16 protein-coding genes are annotated in these 18,337 nt (G+C 73.7%); 8 read left to right on the plus strand and 8 right to left on the minus strand.

Annotated elements, in window-relative coordinates:
- Nucleotides 1-124 precede the first annotated feature (124 nt).
- Complete coding sequence (locus tag ACI784_RS14490) at nt 125-964, plus strand: PspA/IM30 family protein (RefSeq protein WP_457013922.1); 840 nt, start codon at nt 125-127, stop codon at nt 962-964.
- Between the two features lie 97 nt (nt 965-1,061).
- On the opposite strand, the gene ACI784_RS14495 is transcribed toward ACI784_RS14490, so the two are convergent.
- Nucleotides 1,062-1,916 carry a DNA-formamidopyrimidine glycosylase family protein gene (locus ACI784_RS14495; RefSeq protein WP_456924106.1) on the minus strand — a complete coding sequence of 285 codons (855 nt, stop codon included), beginning with the start codon at nt 1,914-1,916 and terminating at the stop codon, nt 1,062-1,064.
- 88 nt (nt 1,917-2,004) lie between these two features.
- Between ACI784_RS14495 and ACI784_RS14500 the strand changes: the two genes are divergently transcribed.
- A complete protein-coding gene (locus tag ACI784_RS14500; protein WP_457013923.1) occupies nt 2,005-2,589 on the plus strand; it encodes an antibiotic biosynthesis monooxygenase in 585 nt (194 codons plus the stop codon).
- Nucleotides 2,590-2,629: 40 nt separating this feature from the next.
- On the opposite strand, the gene ACI784_RS14505 is transcribed toward ACI784_RS14500, so the two are convergent.
- Nucleotides 2,630-7,222, minus strand: coding sequence for an ATP-dependent helicase (locus ACI784_RS14505; RefSeq protein ID WP_457013924.1), 4,593 nt, complete (start codon nt 7,220-7,222; stop codon nt 2,630-2,632).
- 167 nt (nt 7,223-7,389) lie between these two features.
- Here ACI784_RS14505 and ACI784_RS14510 point away from each other — a divergent pair, with 167 nt between their 5' ends.
- The 5 genes from ACI784_RS14510 (at nt 7,390) to ACI784_RS14530 (ending at nt 12,126) form a co-directional block, all read left to right on the plus strand.
- A complete protein-coding gene (locus tag ACI784_RS14510; protein ID WP_456924109.1) occupies nt 7,390-8,535 on the plus strand; it encodes an acyl-CoA dehydrogenase family protein in 1,146 nt (381 codons plus the stop codon).
- A 9-nt stretch (nt 8,536-8,544) separates the two neighbouring features.
- The gene (locus ACI784_RS14515; protein ID WP_457013925.1) at nt 8,545-9,831 is read left to right on the plus strand and encodes an MFS transporter; all 1,287 of its coding nucleotides are present in this window, start codon (nt 8,545-8,547) and stop codon (nt 9,829-9,831) included.
- A 159-nt stretch (nt 9,832-9,990) separates the two neighbouring features.
- Nucleotides 9,991-10,185, plus strand: a complete 195-nt coding sequence (locus tag ACI784_RS14520) for a DUF3046 domain-containing protein (RefSeq protein WP_456924111.1) — start codon at nt 9,991-9,993, stop codon at nt 10,183-10,185.
- Between the two features lie 176 nt (nt 10,186-10,361).
- Nucleotides 10,362-11,396 (plus strand): recombinase RecA, encoded by a 1,035-nt coding sequence (gene recA / locus ACI784_RS14525; RefSeq protein WP_456924112.1) that lies wholly within the window; start codon nt 10,362-10,364, stop codon nt 11,394-11,396.
- Nucleotides 11,397-11,547: 151 nt separating this feature from the next.
- Nucleotides 11,548-12,126 carry a regulatory protein RecX gene (locus ACI784_RS14530; RefSeq protein WP_457013926.1) on the plus strand — a complete coding sequence of 193 codons (579 nt, stop codon included), beginning with the start codon at nt 11,548-11,550 and terminating at the stop codon, nt 12,124-12,126.
- Between the two features lie 140 nt (nt 12,127-12,266).
- Here the strand turns inward: ACI784_RS14530 and ACI784_RS14535 are convergent, their stop codons facing one another.
- The 5 genes from ACI784_RS14535 to ACI784_RS14555 all read right to left on the minus strand — a co-directional run bounded on the left by ACI784_RS14535 (nt 12,267) and on the right by ACI784_RS14555 (nt 16,054).
- A complete protein-coding gene (locus ACI784_RS14535) occupies nt 12,267-12,644 on the minus strand; it encodes a hypothetical protein (RefSeq protein WP_456924114.1) in 378 nt (125 codons plus the stop codon).
- Nucleotides 12,645-12,767: 123 nt separating this feature from the next.
- Complete coding sequence (locus ACI784_RS14540; RefSeq protein WP_456924115.1) at nt 12,768-13,664, minus strand: amino acid ABC transporter permease; 897 nt, start codon at nt 13,662-13,664, stop codon at nt 12,768-12,770.
- Entirely contained in the window at nt 13,661-14,311 is a 651-nt protein-coding gene (locus ACI784_RS14545; protein WP_456924116.1) for an amino acid ABC transporter permease, read from the minus strand. Before ACI784_RS14545 ends, ACI784_RS14540 begins: the two co-directional genes overlap by 4 nt.
- A 71-nt stretch (nt 14,312-14,382) precedes the next feature.
- Nucleotides 14,383-15,276 (minus strand): glutamate ABC transporter substrate-binding protein, encoded by an 894-nt coding sequence (locus ACI784_RS14550; RefSeq protein WP_456924117.1) that lies wholly within the window; start codon nt 15,274-15,276, stop codon nt 14,383-14,385.
- A 22-nt stretch (nt 15,277-15,298) separates the two neighbouring features.
- Nucleotides 15,299-16,054 carry an amino acid ABC transporter ATP-binding protein gene (locus tag ACI784_RS14555; RefSeq protein WP_456924118.1) on the minus strand — a complete coding sequence of 252 codons (756 nt, stop codon included), beginning with the start codon at nt 16,052-16,054 and terminating at the stop codon, nt 15,299-15,301.
- 122 nt (nt 16,055-16,176) lie between these two features.
- Between ACI784_RS14555 and miaB the strand changes: the two genes are divergently transcribed.
- The gene (miaB, locus tag ACI784_RS14560) at nt 16,177-17,628 is read left to right on the plus strand and encodes a tRNA (N6-isopentenyl adenosine(37)-C2)-methylthiotransferase MiaB (protein WP_457013927.1); all 1,452 of its coding nucleotides are present in this window, start codon (nt 16,177-16,179) and stop codon (nt 17,626-17,628) included.
- A gap of 4 nt (nt 17,629-17,632) precedes the next feature.
- Here miaB and ACI784_RS14565 read toward each other — a convergent pair whose 3' ends face one another.
- Complete coding sequence (locus ACI784_RS14565; RefSeq protein ID WP_456924120.1) at nt 17,633-18,334, minus strand: alpha/beta fold hydrolase; 702 nt, start codon at nt 18,332-18,334, stop codon at nt 17,633-17,635.
- Between the last annotated feature and the right edge of the window lie 3 nt (nt 18,335-18,337).

Genomic DNA, 18,337 nt, shown 5'->3' on the forward strand with positions numbered 1-18,337 from the left:
GAAGGCCCCCGGGGCGTCCCTGGTGGCTCACGGACCGGCGCACCTGGGACGATGATCGGTGACGACCATCGCTGCGGCCCGCCGGCGATGACCGGTGGACGATCCGCGCCGAGCAGGAGGACCCATGCCCAACCCGTTCGTCAAGTTCTGGAAGTACCTCACGGCCTCGGCCAACGCGAAGATCGACGAGAAGGCCGACCCCAAGATCCAGATCGCGCAGGCGATCGAGGCCGAGCAGCAGCGGCACCAGGCCCTGGCCAACCAGGCGGCGGCGGTCCTGGGCAACCAGCGGCAGCTGGAGATGCGCCTGAACCGGCAGCTCGGCGAGGTGGAGAAGCTGCAGGCCTCCGCCCGCCAGGCGCTCGTCCTCGCCGACAACAGCCGGGCCGGCGGAGACGCGGCCAAGGCGAGTGAGTACGAGAACGCCGCGCAGGCCTTCGCCACCCAGCTCGTCGCAGCCGAGCAGGCGATGGAGGACCTCAAGCGCAGCCACGACGAGGCCCTCCAGGCCGCTGAGCAGGCGCGGGGCGCGGTCGAGCAGAGCCGGATGCGCCTGCAGACGACGCTCGCCGAGCGCACCAAGCTGATGAGCCAGCTGGAGCAGGCCCGGATGCAGGAGCACGTCGCGGCCTCGCTCAAGCAGGTCAACGAGCTGTCGGCGCCGGGCAACACGCCCAGCCTCTCGGAGGTCCGCGACAAGATCGAGGCGCGCTACGCCAACGCGCTGGGGCAGGCCGAGCTGGCCCAGACCTCGGTCGAGGGCCGCATGCTCGAGGTGCAGAAGGCGACCCTCGACGTCGCCGGGGCCTCGCGCCTGGACCAGATCCGGGCGTCGATGGGCGGGCAGGCGGCGGTGACCGGTGGGGCCGCGAACCCCGCGCTGGAGCAGGGTGCGCCCTCGGTGCCGATGCCGGAGGCGCAGCCGGCGGCCCAGCCCGCCGAGCGCCCCGAGACCGGGGCCTGACCTCTCCTCCTCCTGGCCACGACGGGCCGGCCGCTCGCAGCGGCCGGCCCGTCGCGCTGCGGTGACCGCCGGTCGTCGTCCCGTGACGTCCGCCGGGTCAGTACCGCGTGGCGACCGGTGACGGCCGGCCGGGCTCGCCGGTCCGGGCGCCCGGGTCGACCGGGGTGCTGGCCGCCTGGCAGGTCGGGCACCACCACGTGACGCGTTCCTGCAGGTCCGGCCCCTGATCGCCGAGCAGGATCGGCGTGCGGCAGCGGCGGCAGGGCCGGCCGCGGCGGCCGAACACCCAGTGGTCCTGCCCGCGGCGCGGGTCGCCGGTGGTGTTCTGCTCCGGGTGCTCGCGGTTGGCGAGCATGAGGGTGCGGGCCCGCTCGACGAGGCCGGAGAGGTCGGGGACGTCGGCCACGCGGCTCCACGGGTGCACGCCGCAGAGGAACAGCGACTCGACCTTGTAGAGGTTGCCGATGCCGGCGAGGTTGCGCTGATCGAGGATCGCGACGCCGATCTGCTCGTCGGGGTGCGCCCGCAGCCGCCGCAGCGCCTCCTCCAGGTCCCAGTCGGGGCCCAGGACGTCGGGGCCGAGGTGGCCGACCAGCTCGTCCTCGTGCGCCGTGCGCACCAGGGCGACGTCGTGCAGCCGGTAGCCGACGCACTCCCACTGCTCGGTGCTCAGCACGGCCCGGACGTCGAAGGCGGGGCCGCCCCGCCAGCGGGCGCCGGAGCGGTAGATGTGCCAGCTGCCGTCCATCCGGAAGTGGGTGCGCAGCGTCCACCCGTCGGCGAACCGGACGAGCAGGTGCTTGCCGCGGGGGACCACCTCGGTGACCGCGCGCCCGGCGAGGTCGGTCGCGGCCAGCTGGGGCACGCGGAGCTCGCCGCGGCGCAGCGTGGAGCCGGCGAGCGCGGTGTTCATGCGCTTGGCCGCCAGCCACACGGTGTCTCCCTCGGGCACGCCGCCAGTGTCCCCTGTGCGGCCGCCACCTGCTGTGAGACCGCTGACAGCCGGGATGACGCCGTGTTCTCTCAGCGCTCAGGTACCTGTGGCCGTCCCGACCTTGATCCGCGCCCGCCTGCCCCGGCGTGAGGTGGCCGGGCGCACCCCGGAGCCGGTGACCGTCACGGTCGCGCGGGTCGTGCGCCCGCACCGCCGGCAGGCGTTCGAGCGCTGGGCGGCCGACGCGCTCGCCCTCGCCGCGACCTACCCCGGCAACCTCGGGGGCACGCTGCTCAAGCCCGGCCTCGGCAGCTCGGAGTACCACCTCGTCTACCGCTTCCGGGACGACGCCTCGCTGGCCGCGTGGGAGGCCTCGGAGCAGCGGCGCCAGGCACTGGAGCGGATGCAGGAGATGATCGACGAGGAGCGGTACGCACGGGTCGCGGGGCTGGACAGCTTCTTCACCCGGCCGGCGACGCCGGGGCCGCGGTGGCGGTCGACGGTGCTCACCATCGCCGCGGTCTTCCTCATCACCTCGACGCTGCAGCTGCTGGTCATGCCGCACATCGCCGGGTGGCCGTGGCCGCTGCGGCTGCTGCTGTCGGCCTGCATCGTCGTGGTCCTGCTCGGCTTCGTGGTGATGCCGACCCTGACCCGGCTGTTCGCCGGCTGGCTGCGCCCCGACCGCTGACGCGCACCGTCGCTGCCGGGCCGATCGGGCGGGCTCGCGGTCAGGCCCGCAGCCGGAGACCGCGGGGGGTGGCGGCGAACCCGGCGGCCTGCAGCGCCGCCGACAGCGGCGTGGACTCGTGCACCGACGCCCCGTCGGCCTTCTGCACCACCATCCGGCCGAGCGCACCGGCGGCCGCGGCTCCGGAGAGCGCCGTCGCGGCCTCCTTGAGCACCGTCTCCTCCTCGGTCCACGACAGCAGGGTCTTTCCGCCCCGTTCGACGTAGAGCACGAGCTCGCCGTCGACGAGCACCACGAGCGCGCCGGCCTTGCGCCCGGCCCGGTGCCCCGACCCGGGCCGGCGGGTGCCGGTGCCCTCGCCGATGTCCACGGACTCCTCGTCCCCGCCGGTCGAGCGCTCGGGCCACGGCAGCGCGGCGCCGTAGACGTTGGCCGGGTCGGTGGCGGCCAGCACCACCGCGCCGCCGGGCACCCGGTCGGGCGAGGCGAAGCTGCGCAGCCGGTCCACCGATCCGGGCGTGCCGAACTGGGCGGCGCCCAGGGTCTCGACGAAGTAGCCACGCCGGGCCCGGCCGTTCTCCTCGAAGGCGCGCAGCACGGGGTAGACCGCGGGGAAGCCGCCGGGCACCTGCTCGGCCATCACGGCGTCGCGGGTGAGCACGCCGTGCCGTTCCAGCAGCGCCTCCGCGCGGGCGGTCGTCCGCTTGGTCGGGTTGGCCTCGCGGTCGGGCAGCCGGGACCAGCGGCCGGCCACCGTGGGCGGGCCGGTGCGGGTGGGCATGGCCGGCCGGCCCAGCCGGGGGCGCCCGTAACGGGTGCGGTCCAGCCGCGCCCGCGGCGGTGCCGGCTGCCGCTTGTGCGTGCCGCCGCCGGAGAGCCGGGTGCGCAGCGGTGCCAGGGTGTCGTTCGTGAGCTGCCCGGCCCAGACGAGGTCCCAGACGACGTCGGCCAGCGCGGTGTCGTCGGTGGCGCCGACGAGGTCGGACAGCCCGCGGAAGAACAGTGCCTGCCCCGCGGCCAGCCGATCGAGGACGGCGGAGCCGACGCTGCCGTCGTCGGGCTGCTCCAGCGGCTCGGGCAGCAGGAGCGGCGCGAGGTCGGCCGGGACGAGGCTGATCCACCCGTCGCCACCGGGCAGGCCCCCGGCTCCGGCCCACAGCACCTCGCCGGCGCTGGTGAGCTCGTCGAGCATCCCGGGCGAGTAGTCGCGCACCCGGGCCGGCAACACCAGCGACTCCAGCGCACTGGCCGGCACGAGTGCCCCGGCCAGCTGCTCCACCACGGCCAGCACGCCGTCGGGCCCGCGCATCCGGCTGCCGACCGACTGCCAGGACGGGGTGAACCGCGCCAGCGTGCCGATCGGCACCGGCTCGACCTCCTGGCGCAGCCGGGCCAGGCTGCGCCGGCGGATGGAGCGCAGCACGTCGGCGTCGCACCACTCCTGGCCGCTGCCGCCGGGACGGAACTCGCCGGTGACCACCCGGCCGGTGCCCACGAGGCGCTGCACGGTCGCGGTGACGACGGCGACCCCCAGCCCCAGTCGCTGGGCGACCTCGCCGGGCTGGAAGGGCCCGTGCGTGCGGGCGTAGCGGCCGACCAGGTCGCCCAGGGGGTCGGGGACCGGTTCGGTGAAGACCTCGGGCACGCCGACGGGGAGGGCGGTGCCGAGGGCGTCGCGCAGGCGGCCGGCGTCCTCGATCGCCACGTGCCGCTCCTCGCCGGCGATCCGCACCACGAGCGCGCGCCGGGCGGCGACGAGCTCGTCGAGCCACTCCCGGGGGACACCGCGGGCGGTGGCCTCGGCCGGGGTCAGGTCGCCGACGAGGCGCAGCAGGTCGGCCGCGCCGTCCAGGCCACGGGGGTGCCGGTCGGCCGGCAGGCGCTGCAGCTCGGCCTCCACCTCGGCGAGGGCCTCGGCGTCGAGCAGCTCCCGCAGTTCCGAGCGGCCGAGCAGCTCGGCGAGCAGGCCGGTGTCGAGGGCGAGCGCCTGCGCCCGGCGCTCGGCCAGTGGGGCGTCGCCCTCGTAGAGGAACTGCCCGACGTAGCCGAACAGCAGCGACTGGGCGAACGGTGAGGCCGCCTGCGTCTGCACGTCCACCACGCGCACGCGGCGGGCACGCACATCGCGCATCAGCTCGACCAGCCCCGGGACGTCGTAGACGTCCTGCAGCACCTCGCGGGCGGCCTCCAGCGTGATCGGGAAACTGGAGAACTCGCTGGCCACGGACAGCAGTTGGGCCGCCCGCTGCCGCTGCTGCCACAGGGGCGTCCGGCGGCGCGGGTCGCGGCGCGGGAGCAGGAGCGCCCGCGCGGCGCACTCGCGGAACCGGCTGGCGAACAGCGCCGAGTTGCCGACCTCGGCGGTCACCTCGCGCTCGACGTCGTCGGGGTCGAGGACGGCGAGATCGGCCTCCGGCGGTTCCCCGGTCGTGTCCGGCAGCCGCAGCACGATGCCGTCGTCGGAGTGCATCGACGCGACGTCCACCCCGTAGCGCTCCCGCAGCCGGGCGGCCAGCACCAGCGCCCAGGGCGCGTTGACCTGCGCCCCGAACGGCGAGTGCACGACCAGCCGCCAGTCGCCGAGCTCGTCGCGAAAGCGCTCGACGAGCAGCGTCCGGTCGTCGGGGAGGTGGCCGGTGGCCTGCTTCTGCTCGGCGAGGTAGGTGAGCAGGTTGGCCGCGCCCCACTCGTCGAGCCCGGCCGCCCGGGCCCGGTCCAGGCCGGCCTCGGGGGTGGCGGAGCCGACCTCGCGCAGGAAGGCGCCCAGGGCCCGGCCGAGCTCCAGGGGGCGGCCGGGGGCGTCGCCGTGCCAGAACGGCATCTTCCCGGGCTGACCGGGAGCTGGACTGACCAGCACCCGGTCGTGGGTGATCTCCTCGATCCGCCACGACGAGGAGCCGAGCAGGAAGACGTCACCCACCCGGGACTCGTAGACCATCTCCTCGTCCAGCTCGCCCACGCGCCGCCCGCCGGACCCCTCCCCGCCGACCAGGAAGACGCCGAACAGGCCGCGGTCGGGGATGGTGCCGCCGCTGGTCACGGCCAGCCGCTGCGCGCTGCTGCGGGCGGTGAGGGTGTCGGTCACGCGGTCCCAGGTGAGCCGTGGCCGCAGCTCGGCGAACGCGTCGGAGGGGTAGCGCCCGGCCAGCATGTCGAGGACGGCGTGCAGTGCGGACTCGGGCAGCGAGGCGAACGGCGCCGACCGCCGGACCAGCTCGGCCACCTCGTCGACGGTGCGCGGCCGCTCCGAGACGATCGCCACGACCTGCTGGGCGAGGACGTCCAGCGGGTTGCGCAGGTAGCGGATCGACTCGATGGCGCCGGCCTTCATGCGCTCGGCGACCAGCGCGCACTGCACCAGGTCGCCGCGGTACTTGGGGAACAGCACTCCCCGGCTGACCGCGCCCACCTGGTGCCCGGCCCGGCCCACGCGTTGCAGGCCCGAGGCCACGGTCGGCGGCGCCTCCACCTGTACGACGAGGTCGACCGCGCCCATGTCGATGCCGAGCTCGAGGCTGGAGGTGGCCACCACCGCCGGCAGCTGCCCGGACTTCAGCGCCTCCTCGACGACGGCACGCTGCTCGCGGGACACCGAGCCGTGGTGGGCCGCGGCGACCGGCTGCACGCCCTCGGGTACCCCGCCGCCGGAGCCGGCCTGGGCCATGAGTGCGGCGGCGTTGGTGCCCGGTGGCACCGCCTCGCCGGTCGCCCGCTCGTAGGCCAGCTCGTTGAGCCGGCTGGTCAGCCGCTCGGCCAGCCGTCGGGAGTTGGCGAACACGATCGTGCTGCGGTGCGCCTGCACCAGATCGAGCACCCGCTCCTCGACCGCCGGCCAGATCGACGTCCGCGGCTGGTTGCCGGCCGCCGAGCCGTCCAGCTCACCCGTGGGCTGGCCGAGGGTGCTCATGTCCTCGACCGGGACGACGACCGAGAGGTCCCACTCCTTCGCCGAGCCGGGGGCCACGACCTCCACCGGACGGCCTCCGGCGAGGAAGGTCGCGACCTCCTCGATCGGCCGGACGGTGGCCGACAGGCCGATCCGCTGGGCGGGGCGCTCGAGCAGCTCGTCGAGGCGGTCGAGGGAGACCGCCATGTGCGCGCCGCGCTTGGTGTCGGCGACGGCGTGCACCTCGTCGACGATCACCGTCTCGACGCCCCGCAGCGCCTCTCGCGCCGAGCTGGTCAGCAGCAGGAACAACGACTCTGGGGTGGTGATGAGGATGTCGGTGGGCCGCCGGGTGAAGGCCCGTCGCTCGTCGGCCGGGGTGTCGCCGGAGCGGATGCCCACCTGGATCTCCGGGCGCGGCAGGCCCAGCCGGGCGGCGGCCTGCCCGATGCCGGCCAGCGGCGCGCGGAGGTTGCGCTCGACGTCCACGGCGAGGGCCTTGAGCGGTGAGACGTAGAGGACACGGCAGCGGGCGCGCTCGTCGGCGGGGGGTGGCGTGCTGGCCAGCCGGTCGAGGGACCACAGGAACGCCGCGAGCGTCTTGCCGGAGCCGGTGGGGGCGACCACCAGGGCGTGCCCGCCGCTGCTGATGGCCTCCCAGGCCCCCGCCTGGGCGGCGGTGGGCTCGGCGAAGGCGCCGGTGAACCACGCCCGGGTGGGTGCGGAGAACCGGTCGAGAGCGGTCACGGCCCCAGTCTCCACACGGGTACGACACTCCGCCGGTCCATCGAGGACGCGCGGTCGTGACCGTTCGATCGGGGGGGAGGACGGAGGTCCGGGGGCCTCCGCCGTCCGTGCGACGCCGTGGCCCGGGGAACCCGGTGGGAACGGTGGCGTCCGGCACACTGACCGCCATGCGCCGTTCCCTGTACGAGGCCGAGCACGAGGACTTCCGCGAGATGGTCCGGGCCTGGGCCGAGAAGACCGTCGTCCCCTTCCACGAGCAGTGGGAGAAGGCCGGCATCGTCCCGCGCGAGGTGTGGACGTCGGCCGGCGCGCAGGGGCTGTTCGGCATCGACATGGACGAGGAGTACGGCGGCGGGGGCGTCCGCGACTTCCGCTACCAGGCGGTCATCGACGAGGAGCTGATGCGGATCGGCGCCACCGGCGTCGGCTTCGCCCTGCACAACGACGTCGCCGGGCCGTACCTGCGGGACCTGGGCACCGACGAGCAGAAACGGCGCTGGCTGCCCGGGTTCTGCAGCGGCGAGCTGATCACCGCCATCGCGATGACCGAGCCCGCCGCCGGCAGCGACCTGCAGGGCATCCGGACGTCGGCCCGCCGCGACGGCGACGCCTGGGTCCTCAACGGCTCCAAGACCTTCATCACCAACGGGATCAACGCCGACCTGGTGATCGTGGTGGCGCGGACCGACCCGGACGCCCCCGGTTCCAAGGGCCTCAGCCTGCTCGTCGTCGAGCGCGACATGCCCGGCTTCACCCGCGGCCGGAACCTGGAGAAGGTGGGCCTCAAGGCGCAGGACACCGCCGAGCTGTTCTTCGACGACGTGCGGGTGCCGGTGGAGAACCTCCTCGGCACCGAGAACCGCGGCTTCTACCACCTCATGGAGAACCTGCCGCAGGAGCGGCTGTCGATCGCCGTCGGCGCGGTCGCCTCGGCCGAGGCGGTGCTCGCCCACACCCTGGAGTACGTCACGGGGCGCACGGCGTTCGGCAAGCCGGTGAGCAGCTTCCAGAACACCCGGTTCGTGCTGGCCGAGCTGCAGACCGAGCTCACCATCGCCCGGACGTTCGTCGACGAGTGCATGCGGCAGCTCAACAGCGGCGACCTCACGCCGGTCGACGCCGCCATGGCCAAGTACTGGACGACGGAGCTGCAGAACAAGGTCGCCGACCGGTGCCTGCAGCTGCACGGGGGCTACGGCTACATGGACGAGTACTTCGTCTCCAAGGCCTGGCGTGACGCCCGTATCCAGCCGATCTACGGCGGCACCAACGAGATCATGCGGGAGATCATCGGCCGCTCGCTCGGTCTCTAGCGGCGGCCGGTGGACACGGTGCTGCCGTCGAGGCTCGACCCGACGCGGGTGCAGCGCCGGACCCTCGGGGTGCTCGGCGGAGGCGTGGCCCTGGCCGGGCTGGGGGTCACCGTGGGCATCACGGTCGGCGGTCTCCTCGCCCGTGACGTCGCCGGCAGTGACACCGCGGCCGGGCTGGGTCAGACGGCCGGCGTGCTCGGTGCCGCGGTCGTCGCCGTCCCCCTCGCGCGGATCAGTGACCGGGCCGGTCGGCGTGCCGGGTTGGCCGCCGGGTACTCCGTCGCCGTCCTCGGTGCGGTGGTCACCGTGGTGGCGGCGGTGGTCTCGTCCCTGCCGCTGCTGCTCCTCGGTCTCTTCGCCTTCGGCGCCTCGACCGCGTGCGGCCTGCAGGCCCGGTACGCGGCGGCCGACCTGGCCGCACCCGAGCACCGCGGGCGCGCGCTCTCGCTCGTGGTGTGGGCGACCACCGTCGGCTCCGTGCTCGGCCCCAACCTCGCCGGCCCGGGCGCGGAGCTGGGCACCGCGCTGGGGCTGCCCGCGCTCGGCGGTGCCTTCGTGATCGCGTTCGCGGTCTTCTCCGTGGTGGCAGCGGGCATCCTCCTCCTGCTGCGGCCCGACCCGCTCCTGCTCGCCCGGCGCCTGCGTGGGACCGCGGCCGTCGGCGCCGTCCGTCCGCGACGGGCGACGGCGGCGGCGCTGCGGGCGGTCTGGGCCGATCCCGGCGGGAGGCTGGGGCTCACCGCGGTCGTGGTCTCCCACGCCGTGATGGTCGGCGTCATGGTGATGACGCCGGTCCACATGGGGCACGCCGGCGGGCCCGCGGGGACGACGCTGCGGGTGATCGGGATCGTGATCAGCGTCCACGTCGCCGGCATGTACCTGTTCTCGCCGCTCGTCGGGCAGCTCGCCGACCGGGCCGGCCGGCGGGCGACGGTCGCCGTGGCCGGGGCGCTCCTGCTCGCCGCCGCGGCGCTGGCCGGCACCGCCGGACCGGGGGACGCCCTCCAGCTCGGCACGGCGCTCCTGCTGCTCGGGCTGGGGTGGTCCTGCGGGCTGATCGCCGGGTCGACGCTGGTGACCGAGTCGGTGGGGGAGGAGCTGCGGCCGACCGCACAGGGCGGGACGGACCTGCTGATGGGCCTCGGGGCGGCCCTCGCCGGGGTCGCCGGCGGCCCCCTGCTCGCCCTCGGTGGCTACGGGTTGGTGGCCGCGGTCTCCGCGGCCCTGGTCCTGCCCCTCGGGGCGGTGTGGGCCGTCACCGCCGGCCCCGCGGCCGTCGCTCAGCGGCCCCGGTAGTTGCGGTACAGCAGCACGAGGGACACCAGCAGGCAGAGGGCGATGCCGATCTCGAGGACGAGGTCCCAGGTCGCCGAACCCGTGGTGGGGAACACACGGCCAGCGTAGGAGCCGCTCGTCGCCAGCGGCTGACCGCCGGCGCGCGCTAGCGTCGGGGACGTGCGCCTGCAGGATTTCTGGTCCCGTCTCACCGAGCAGTTCGGCCCCATCCGTGCCGAGAGCGTGGCGCGGGACCACGTCTTCTCCTCGCTGGGCGGGCGCAGCGCGGTGGACGCGCTCGAGGCCGGCCTGCCGGTGCGCCGGGTGTGGCTGGCCATCTGTGAGGAGTACGACGTCCCGCGCAAGGACCGCTGACTCCCGGATCCGGCGTGTCACGGTGGCAGTCGAACACACGTTCGGGATAGATTGGTCCGCGCAGTCCACAGGCCGGGCGCTCGTCCACAGGTCCGCCGGATCCCCCGGAAGTGTCAGACCCCCGCTCTAGCGTCGGCACCGACCCGCTTCCACGCGACTTCCCGAAGGTGAGCACCATGGCAACGCTCGACCGCGACAAGGCCCTCGACATGGCCCTCGCCCAGATCGACAAGCAGTTCGGCAAGGGCTCGGTCATGCGGCTGGGCGACAACGCCGCACAGGCGATCAAGGTCATCCCGACCGGTTCGATCGCCCTCGACATCGCGCTCGGCATCGGCGGCCTGCCCCGCGGCCGCGTCATCGAGGTGTACGGCCCCGAGGCCTCCGGCAAGACGACGGTCGCCCTGCACGCGGTGGCCAACGCCCAGGCGGCCGGCGGCATCGCGGCGTTCATCGACGCCGAGCACGCGCTCGACCCCGAGTACGCCCGCGCCATCGGCGTGGACACCGACGCCCTGCTGGTCAGCCAGCCCGACACCGGTGAGCAGGCGCTCGAGATCGCCGACATGCTCATCCGCTCCGGCGCGCTCGACATCATCGTCATCGACTCCGTCGCGGCCCTCGTGCCCCGCGCCGAGATCGAGGGCGAGATGGGTGACAGCCACGTCGGTCTGCAGGCCCGCCTGATGAGCCAGGCGCTCCGCAAGATCACCGGTGCGCTGAACAACTCCGGCACCACCGCGATCTTCATCAACCAGCTGCGCGAGAAGGTCGGCGTCGTCTACGGCTCCCCGGAGGTCACCACCGGTGGCCGGGCGCTGAAGTTCTACTCGTCGGTCCGGCTCGACGTGCGCCGCATCGAGACCCTCAAGCAGGGCACCGAGGCCGTCGGCAGCCGGGTGCGCGTGAAGGTCGTCAAGAACAAGGTGGCCGCGCCGTTCAAGCAGGCCGAGCTCGACCTCCTCTGGGGCACCGGGTTCAGCCGGGAGGGCGGCCTGATCGACGCCGGTGTCGAGCAGGGCTTCATCCGCAAGTCCGGCGCCTGGTACACGTACGAGGGCGACCAGCTCGGTCAGGGCAAGGAGAACGTCCGCTCGTTCCTGCGGGACAACCCCGACCTCGCCGACGAGATCGAGAAGAAGGTCAAGGAGAAGCTCGGCATCGGCCCGCAGCTCGACGCGCCTGCCGCGGCTGAGACGCCCGACTTCTGAGCCGGTGAGTGGCTGGCCTGAGGCGCGCGACCGCTCCGGCCCCGACCGTCGGCGTGGGCGGCGTCCCCGACTGTCCCCTGACCCGGACAGGGAGGACGCCGCCCGGCCGGGCGGTCCCACGAGTGAGGACGAGCCGGGCGACCCCGAGCAGGTGGCCCGCTCGATCTGCCTGCGCGCCCTGACCGGCGCGCCCAAGACCCGGCAACAGTTGGCCGATCTGCTCGCCAAGCGTGGGGTCCCCGACGACGCCGCGGAACGGGTGCTCGACCGGTTCGGCGAGGTGGGCCTCATCGACGACGCCGCCTTCGCCCGGGCCTGGGTGACCTCCCGTCAGGCCGGTCGCGGCCTGTCACGACGGGCGCTCAAGGCCGAACTGCGGGCCAAGGGCATCGACGGCGAGGTCGCCGAGGAGGCGGTCACCCTGGTCGACGACCAGGACGAGTGGGACGCCGCCCGGCGGCTGGTGGCACGGCGGGTGGCCGGCCTGCGCCGCGTCGACCGGGCCACCGCCGAACGGCGCCTGATCGGCATGCTCGCCCGCAAGGGGTACGGCGGCGGGTTGGCGTCCTGGGTCGTCCGTGAGGCCCTCGACGAGGACCGCGCGGCGTTGGACGCCGCGGAGGACGTGAGCGACGACGATCACGACCTCGACGAGGGCATCCCGGCCGGCATCCGGCGGCGGGCGGCCGGTCCCCACCCCGAGGTCGGTCTGGACGCCTGGCTGCCCTGAGCAACCCACGCTGTTCTGAGCGCCCCGCGCCGTGAGGTGCCCGGCGGACACGCGCCGCCGGGCACCCGCCGTCGCCGTCCACCCGCCCCCGGGGCTGAGGGACGGCGGTCAGCGGGTGGGCCCGGCCAGGAGCCGGTGGGTCAGGCGGAGGTCCGTGCGGTCGCCGACCAGGCCGAGACGTCGACGGCCACGCCGTCCGGCGCCTCGTCGTCGGGCACCAGCCACTCGCCGTCGGCGCCGCGGCCGTGGGCGAGGTACGCCTGGATCTGCAGGTCGAAGGCCCGCTCCGACGATGCGGCGCTACGGCTCACCGGCCCGAGGAAGGTCAGGTCGGCCTCCTCGCCGCCGAGCAGACGCAGCACCACCCGGCACCGCGACCGCCGGTGCCGGGCCGGCGGCACGACCTCGCGCACGACGGCGGTCTCCGCGCCGGCAGCGGCGGCGAAGTCGGGAGCGGCGGCACGCATCCGGGTCACGAACTCCTGAGCGGCGTCGGTGAACCCGACGGGCTGGCGCACCAGGGGAGGCAGCGGCGGCACGGCGGGGCGGAGTGCGGTGTCCACACCGGTGATCTCGGCAGGCCACGACCCGGGTGTGACCTGCCGGCGCCCCACGAGTCCCAGCGGGAAAACCTGCCGCGGTCAGACCCGGACCGGGCCGCCTCCGCCGTCCATCTGCACCTCCGCCAGCTCGGGCTCGGTCGTGGCCGCCGTCTTGGCGTTCCGCCGGGTGCGCTTCTCGACGTACCGGGCCAGCCACGACAGCAGCAGGTTCACGACGATGTAGATCAGGCCGGCGGCCACGTACAGCTGGAACGTGTAGCGGTTGCCGAACTCGAAGTTGAAGAACTCCACGAGGCTGCGCGCCGTCCTGAGCAGCTCCAGGTAGCCGACGATGAAGCCAAGGGACGAGTCCTTGAGCAGCACGACGAGCTGGGCCACCAGCACCGGCAGCATGCGGCGGACCGCCTGCGGCAGCAGCACGAGGGTCATCACCTGGGTCTTGCGCATCCCCAGGGCGAAGGCGGCCTCCCGCTGACCGCGGTCCACCGACAGGATCCCGGCCCGGAAGATCTCGGCCAGGACGGCCATGTTGTACAGAGTCAGGCCGAGGACCAGCGCCCGGAACGCCGTCATCGGGACGCCGACGGTCGGGAGGAACAGCAGGCAGAACAGGATGAGGAGCAGGAGCGGCACGGCGCGGAAGAACTCGATCACGACCGTCACCGGCACGCGGACCCAGGCGTGGTCGGACAGCCGACCGGCGGCCAGGAGCGCGCCGAAGACCGTGGCCAGCACCATGCCGACCGCGGCCGCCGCGAGGGTGTTGAGCAGCCCCTGCCAGAGAGCCTGGGGCACGCCGGTCGCCGGGTCGACCAGGATGGCCCACCGCTCCGGCTCCAGCTGGCCGTTGACCCCCAACCGCCACAGGACTGCGGCGATGAGACCCGCGACGACGATGCCGCCGATCACGGTGCCGACGCGCTGCCGCTGCCGGGCCCGCGGGCCGGGCAGGTCGAAGAGGACGGTGCTGCTCATCGGACGATCGCCACCCGCTTCTCGACCACCCGGATCAGCCACGCCGAGGGCAGTGTGATGACCAGGTAGCCGAGCACCACGGCCGCGAACACGGCCAGCAACTGGTCGGCGTTGACGTTGGACAGGCGCTGGAGCGCGGCCGTCAGGTCGGTCACCGCAAAGCCGGCGGCGATCGAGGTGTTCTTGGCCAGCGCGATCCACACGTTGCCCAGCGGGGGGATGACGGTGCGGAACGCCTGGGGGAGGACCACCGTGCGCAGTGACTGGCCGAAGTCCAGGCCCAGGGCCCGGGCGGCCTCCGCCTGACCCGGCGGGACCGCGTTGATGCCGGAGCGCAGCGCCTCGCACACGAACGCCGCGGTGTAGAGGGACAGCGCCGTCACCGCCGCGGCGAACCGGCTGGGGAACTGCAGGTCGATGTAGACCAGGCCGAAGACGAGGAAGAAGAACACCACGGTGAGCGGGGTGTTGCGGAAGACCTCGACGTAGAAGGTCGCCAGCCCCCGCAACGGCGGGATCGGGCTCACCCGCATGCCGACGAGCACGGTGCCCAGCACCAGGGCGCCCAGACCGCTGACGACCGCCAGGGACAGCGTCGTCAGGAACGCGCTCCACAGCAGGTCGAAGTTGTCGCTGATGAACTGCACCGCGGCCTCTCGACGTCAGTGACGGGACGACGCCGCCGGGTGGGTGCCCCACCCGGCGGCGTCGCGCGGACTCAGTAGCGGTCGACCGTCGGAGGCTCGGGAGCCTCCTCGCCGGTGATCGCACCGGCGGTGCGGTCCCAGGCCTCGGCCCAGCGGCCGTCCTCGTAGGACTCCTCGAGGACGTCGTTGATGAAGGTGCGGAACTCGGTGTCCCCGAGGGCCAGGCCGATGCCGTAGGGCTCCTCGGTGAACGGGTTGCCCACCAGCTCGAAGCCCTCGGGGTTGCCGGCCACCAGGCCGGTGAGGATGACGTTGTCGGTCGTCACGGCCTGGACGTTGCCGTTGGCCAGGTCGTCGGCGCACTTCGAGTACACGTCGTAGGTGACCAGGTTGGCCTGCGGGTAGTTGTCCCGGATGTTTTGGGCCGGGGTCGAGCCCTCCACCGAGCAGACCGTCTTGCCCGCGAGGTCGTCGGGACCGGCGATGTTCTCGGGGTTGCCCGCGGCGACCATGATGTCCTGGCCGGCGACGTAGTAGGGCCCGGCGAAGTCGACGACCTGCTTGCGGGTGTCGTTGATCGTGTAGGTCGCCACGACGATGTCGACCTGGCCGTTCTGGATGAACGGCTCCCGGTTGGCCGAGACGGTCTCGGTCCAGGTGATGTCGTCGGCCGCGATGCCCAGCTCACCGGCGATGATCTTGGCGATCTCGACGTCGAAGCCCTCGGGGTCCTGCGTCTGCGGGTTGAGCAGCCCGAACCCCGGCTGGTCGAACTTGGTGCCGACCGTGATCGCGCCGGCCTCGGCCAGCTCGGCCATCGTCGTCCCGGCCTCGAACTGGACGTCCTCGGCGACCTCGGCGGTGTTCTGGGCCTCCTCCTCGGCCTGCTGGCCGGCCTCGCTGGAGCAGCCCGCGAGTACGAGGCCCAGCGCCCCGACGGTGGCGGCGTAGCGGGTGATGCGCATGTGCGTTCCTTTCCTACCGAGCTCAGTGGTTGAGGATCTTCGAGAGGAAGTCCTTGGCCCGGTCCGACTGCGGGCGGGTGAAGAACGACTCCGGGTCGGTCGCCTCGACGATGCGGCCGCCGTCCATGAAGACCACCCGGTTGGCGGCCCGACGGGCGAAGCCCATCTCGTGGGTGACGACGACCATCGTCATGCCCTCCCGGGCCAGCGACGTCATGACGTCGAGGACCTCGTTGATCATCTCCGGGTCCAGGGCGGAGGTCGGCTCGTCGAAGAGCATGACTTTGGGGTCCATGGCCAGCGCGCGGGCGATCGCGACGCGCTGCTGCTGCCCGCCGGACAGCTGCGCCGGGTACTTGTCGGCCTGCGCGGCCACGCCCACCCGGTCCAGCAGCTCCCGGGCCCGCTGCTGGGCCTCGGACCGCGACTTCCCGCGCACCTTGACCGGCCCCAGCGTGACGTTCTCCAGGATCGTCTTGTGCGCGAAGAGGTTGAAGCTCTGGAACACCATGCCGACGTCGCTGCGCAGCCGGGCGAGGGCCTTCCCCTCCTCGGGCAGCCGCTGCCCGTCGATGGTGATCTCGCCCTGCTGGATCGACTCCAGCCGGTTGATCGTCCGGCACAGGGTCGACTTGCCCGACCCCGACGGGCCGATGACGACGACCACCTCGCCGCGGTCGATCGACAGGTCGATGTCCTGCAGGACGTGCAGCTCGCCGAACCACTTGTTGACGCCGGAGAGGCGGACGAGAGCTTCTCCCTTCGCAGCGCTGGTCACGCGAGCGACCCTAGGGCCGGGAGGCGACGGCGGCCGAACCGGGCGATCACGAAGCAGTAACGAACCGCGGGGACTGTGAGCGGCGGAACACCCGTCCGGGTCGCCGTACCCTCGCAGGCGACATGGGTACCGAGCTCCAGGGCGCCGGCCGGACCTACCGGGTCCGCACGTACGGCTGCCAGATGAACGTGCACGACTCCGAGCGCCTGTCCGGGCTGCTGGAGGCCGCCGGCTACGCCGCCGCCCCGGAGGGGGAGGACGCCGACGTCGTCGTCCTCAACACGTGCGCGGTGCGGGAGAACGCCGACAACCGGCTCTACGGGAACCTCGGGCACCTGCGGCCGGTGAAGGACGCCCACCCCGGCATGCAGATCGCCGTCGGTGGTTGCCTGGCGCAGAAGGACCGCGGCGAGATCGTGCGCCGCGCGCCGTGGGTGGACGTCGTCTTCGGCACGCACAACGTCGGTTCACTGCCGGCGCTGCTGGAGCGGGCCCGGCACAACGCCGAGGCGCAGGTGGAGATCGCGGAGGCCCTCGAGGTCTTCCCGTCGACGCTGCCGGCCAAGCGGGACTCCGCCCACTCCGGCTGGGTCTCCATCAGCGTCGGGTGCAACAACACCTGCACGTTCTGCATCGTCCCGGCGCTGCGCGGCAAGGAGAAGGACCGCCGTCCGGGCGAGGTCCTGGCCGAGGTGCAGGCGCTGGTGGACCAGGGCGTGCTCGAGGTGACCCTGCTCGGCCAGAACGTCAACAGCTACGGCGCCGAGTTCGGCGACCGCGGCGCCTTCGCCGACCTGCTGCGCACCACCGGCCGGATCGAGGGCCTGGAGCGGATCCGCTTCACCAGCCCGCACCCCGCGATGTTCACCGATGACGTCATCGCCGCGATGGCCGAGACGCCGGCGGTCTGCCACTCCCTGCACATGCCGCTGCAGTCGGGGTCGGACGACGTCCTCAAGCGCATGCGCCGCGCCTACCGGCGGGACCGCTTCCTCGGCATCCTCGACCGCGTGCGGACGGCGATGCCCGACGCCGCGATCACCACCGACATCATCGTGGGCTTCCCCGGGGAGACCGACGAGGACTTCGAGCAGACCCTCGACCTGGTGCGCCAGGCCCGGTTCTCCAGCGCCTTCACCTTCCAGTACTCCAAGCGCCCCGGGACGCCGGCCGCCGAGATGGACGGGCAGCTGCCCAAGGACGTCGTCCAGGAGCGGTACCTGCGGCTGACCGCACTGCAGGACGAACTCAGCTGGGCCCAGAACCGCGCGCTGGTCGGCACCGGCGTGGAGCTCCTGGTCGCCGCGGGCGAGGGCAGCAAGGACGCCGCGCGGGGCCGGATGAGCGGCCGGGCCCGCGACGGGCGGCTGGTGCACTTCACGGCCGCCGACGGCGTCCGGCCCGGCGACGTCGTCGAGACCGTCGTCACGCAGGCCGCGCCGCACCACCTGGTCGCCGACGGCGCGCTCGTGTCGCACCGGCGCACCCGGGCCGGGGACGCCTCCGAGGCCGGCACGCGCCCCACCACGCCCGGTGTGCTGCTGGGCATGCCGCGGATCGGCGCCCCCGCCTGATCGGTCAACCCCGCGGAGCGGCGAGGAGCGTCTCCAGCTCCTGGGCCAGGCGGTCGGGCATGACCATCTGGACCATGTGCGACGACTCGAGCCGCACGACCCGGTCGGCGCCGGCCGCCATCGCCTCCTGGGCATCGGCCGGGAGCACGGCGTCCAGGGTGCAGACCACGTAGCTCACCGGGTGCGCGGGGTCCGGCGCGGTGCTGGGGCTCGCCAGCGCGGCGGCGGACTGCAGCCCGAGCCGCTCGACGAAGCGGGCGACCTCCTCGAGCGGCAGCTCCGCGCAGACGTGGGTGCGGACGGTGTCCACGTCCCTGGTCACCGCCAGGGTGCCGTCGTCCCGCGGTACCACCCACGGCGGGAGCGGACCCCCACCGAGGAGGTCGAGCACCGACTGGCCGCGTCGCGGCCGGAGTGCTGCCAAGTACACCGTCTGCGCCACGCCGGGATCGTCAGCGAGCTCGGCGACGACCATGCCGCCGTAGGAGTGCCCGACCAGGACCACCGGTTCGCCGGCGCCGCGGACCACGCCACGCAGGTGCTCTGCATCGGCCCGAAGGTCACCGAGGGTCGCCGGGTCGGTGCCGCTGCTGGGCAGCTGCGTCACCACGGTGACACGGTGGCCGTCCTTCTCCAGGTGCGTCACGAGGTCGTCCCAGACCCAACCGCCGCACCAGGACCCGTGCACGAGGACGAAGTGCGTCATGGT

This window comes from Geodermatophilus sp. SYSU D01186, from assembly GCF_054050215.1.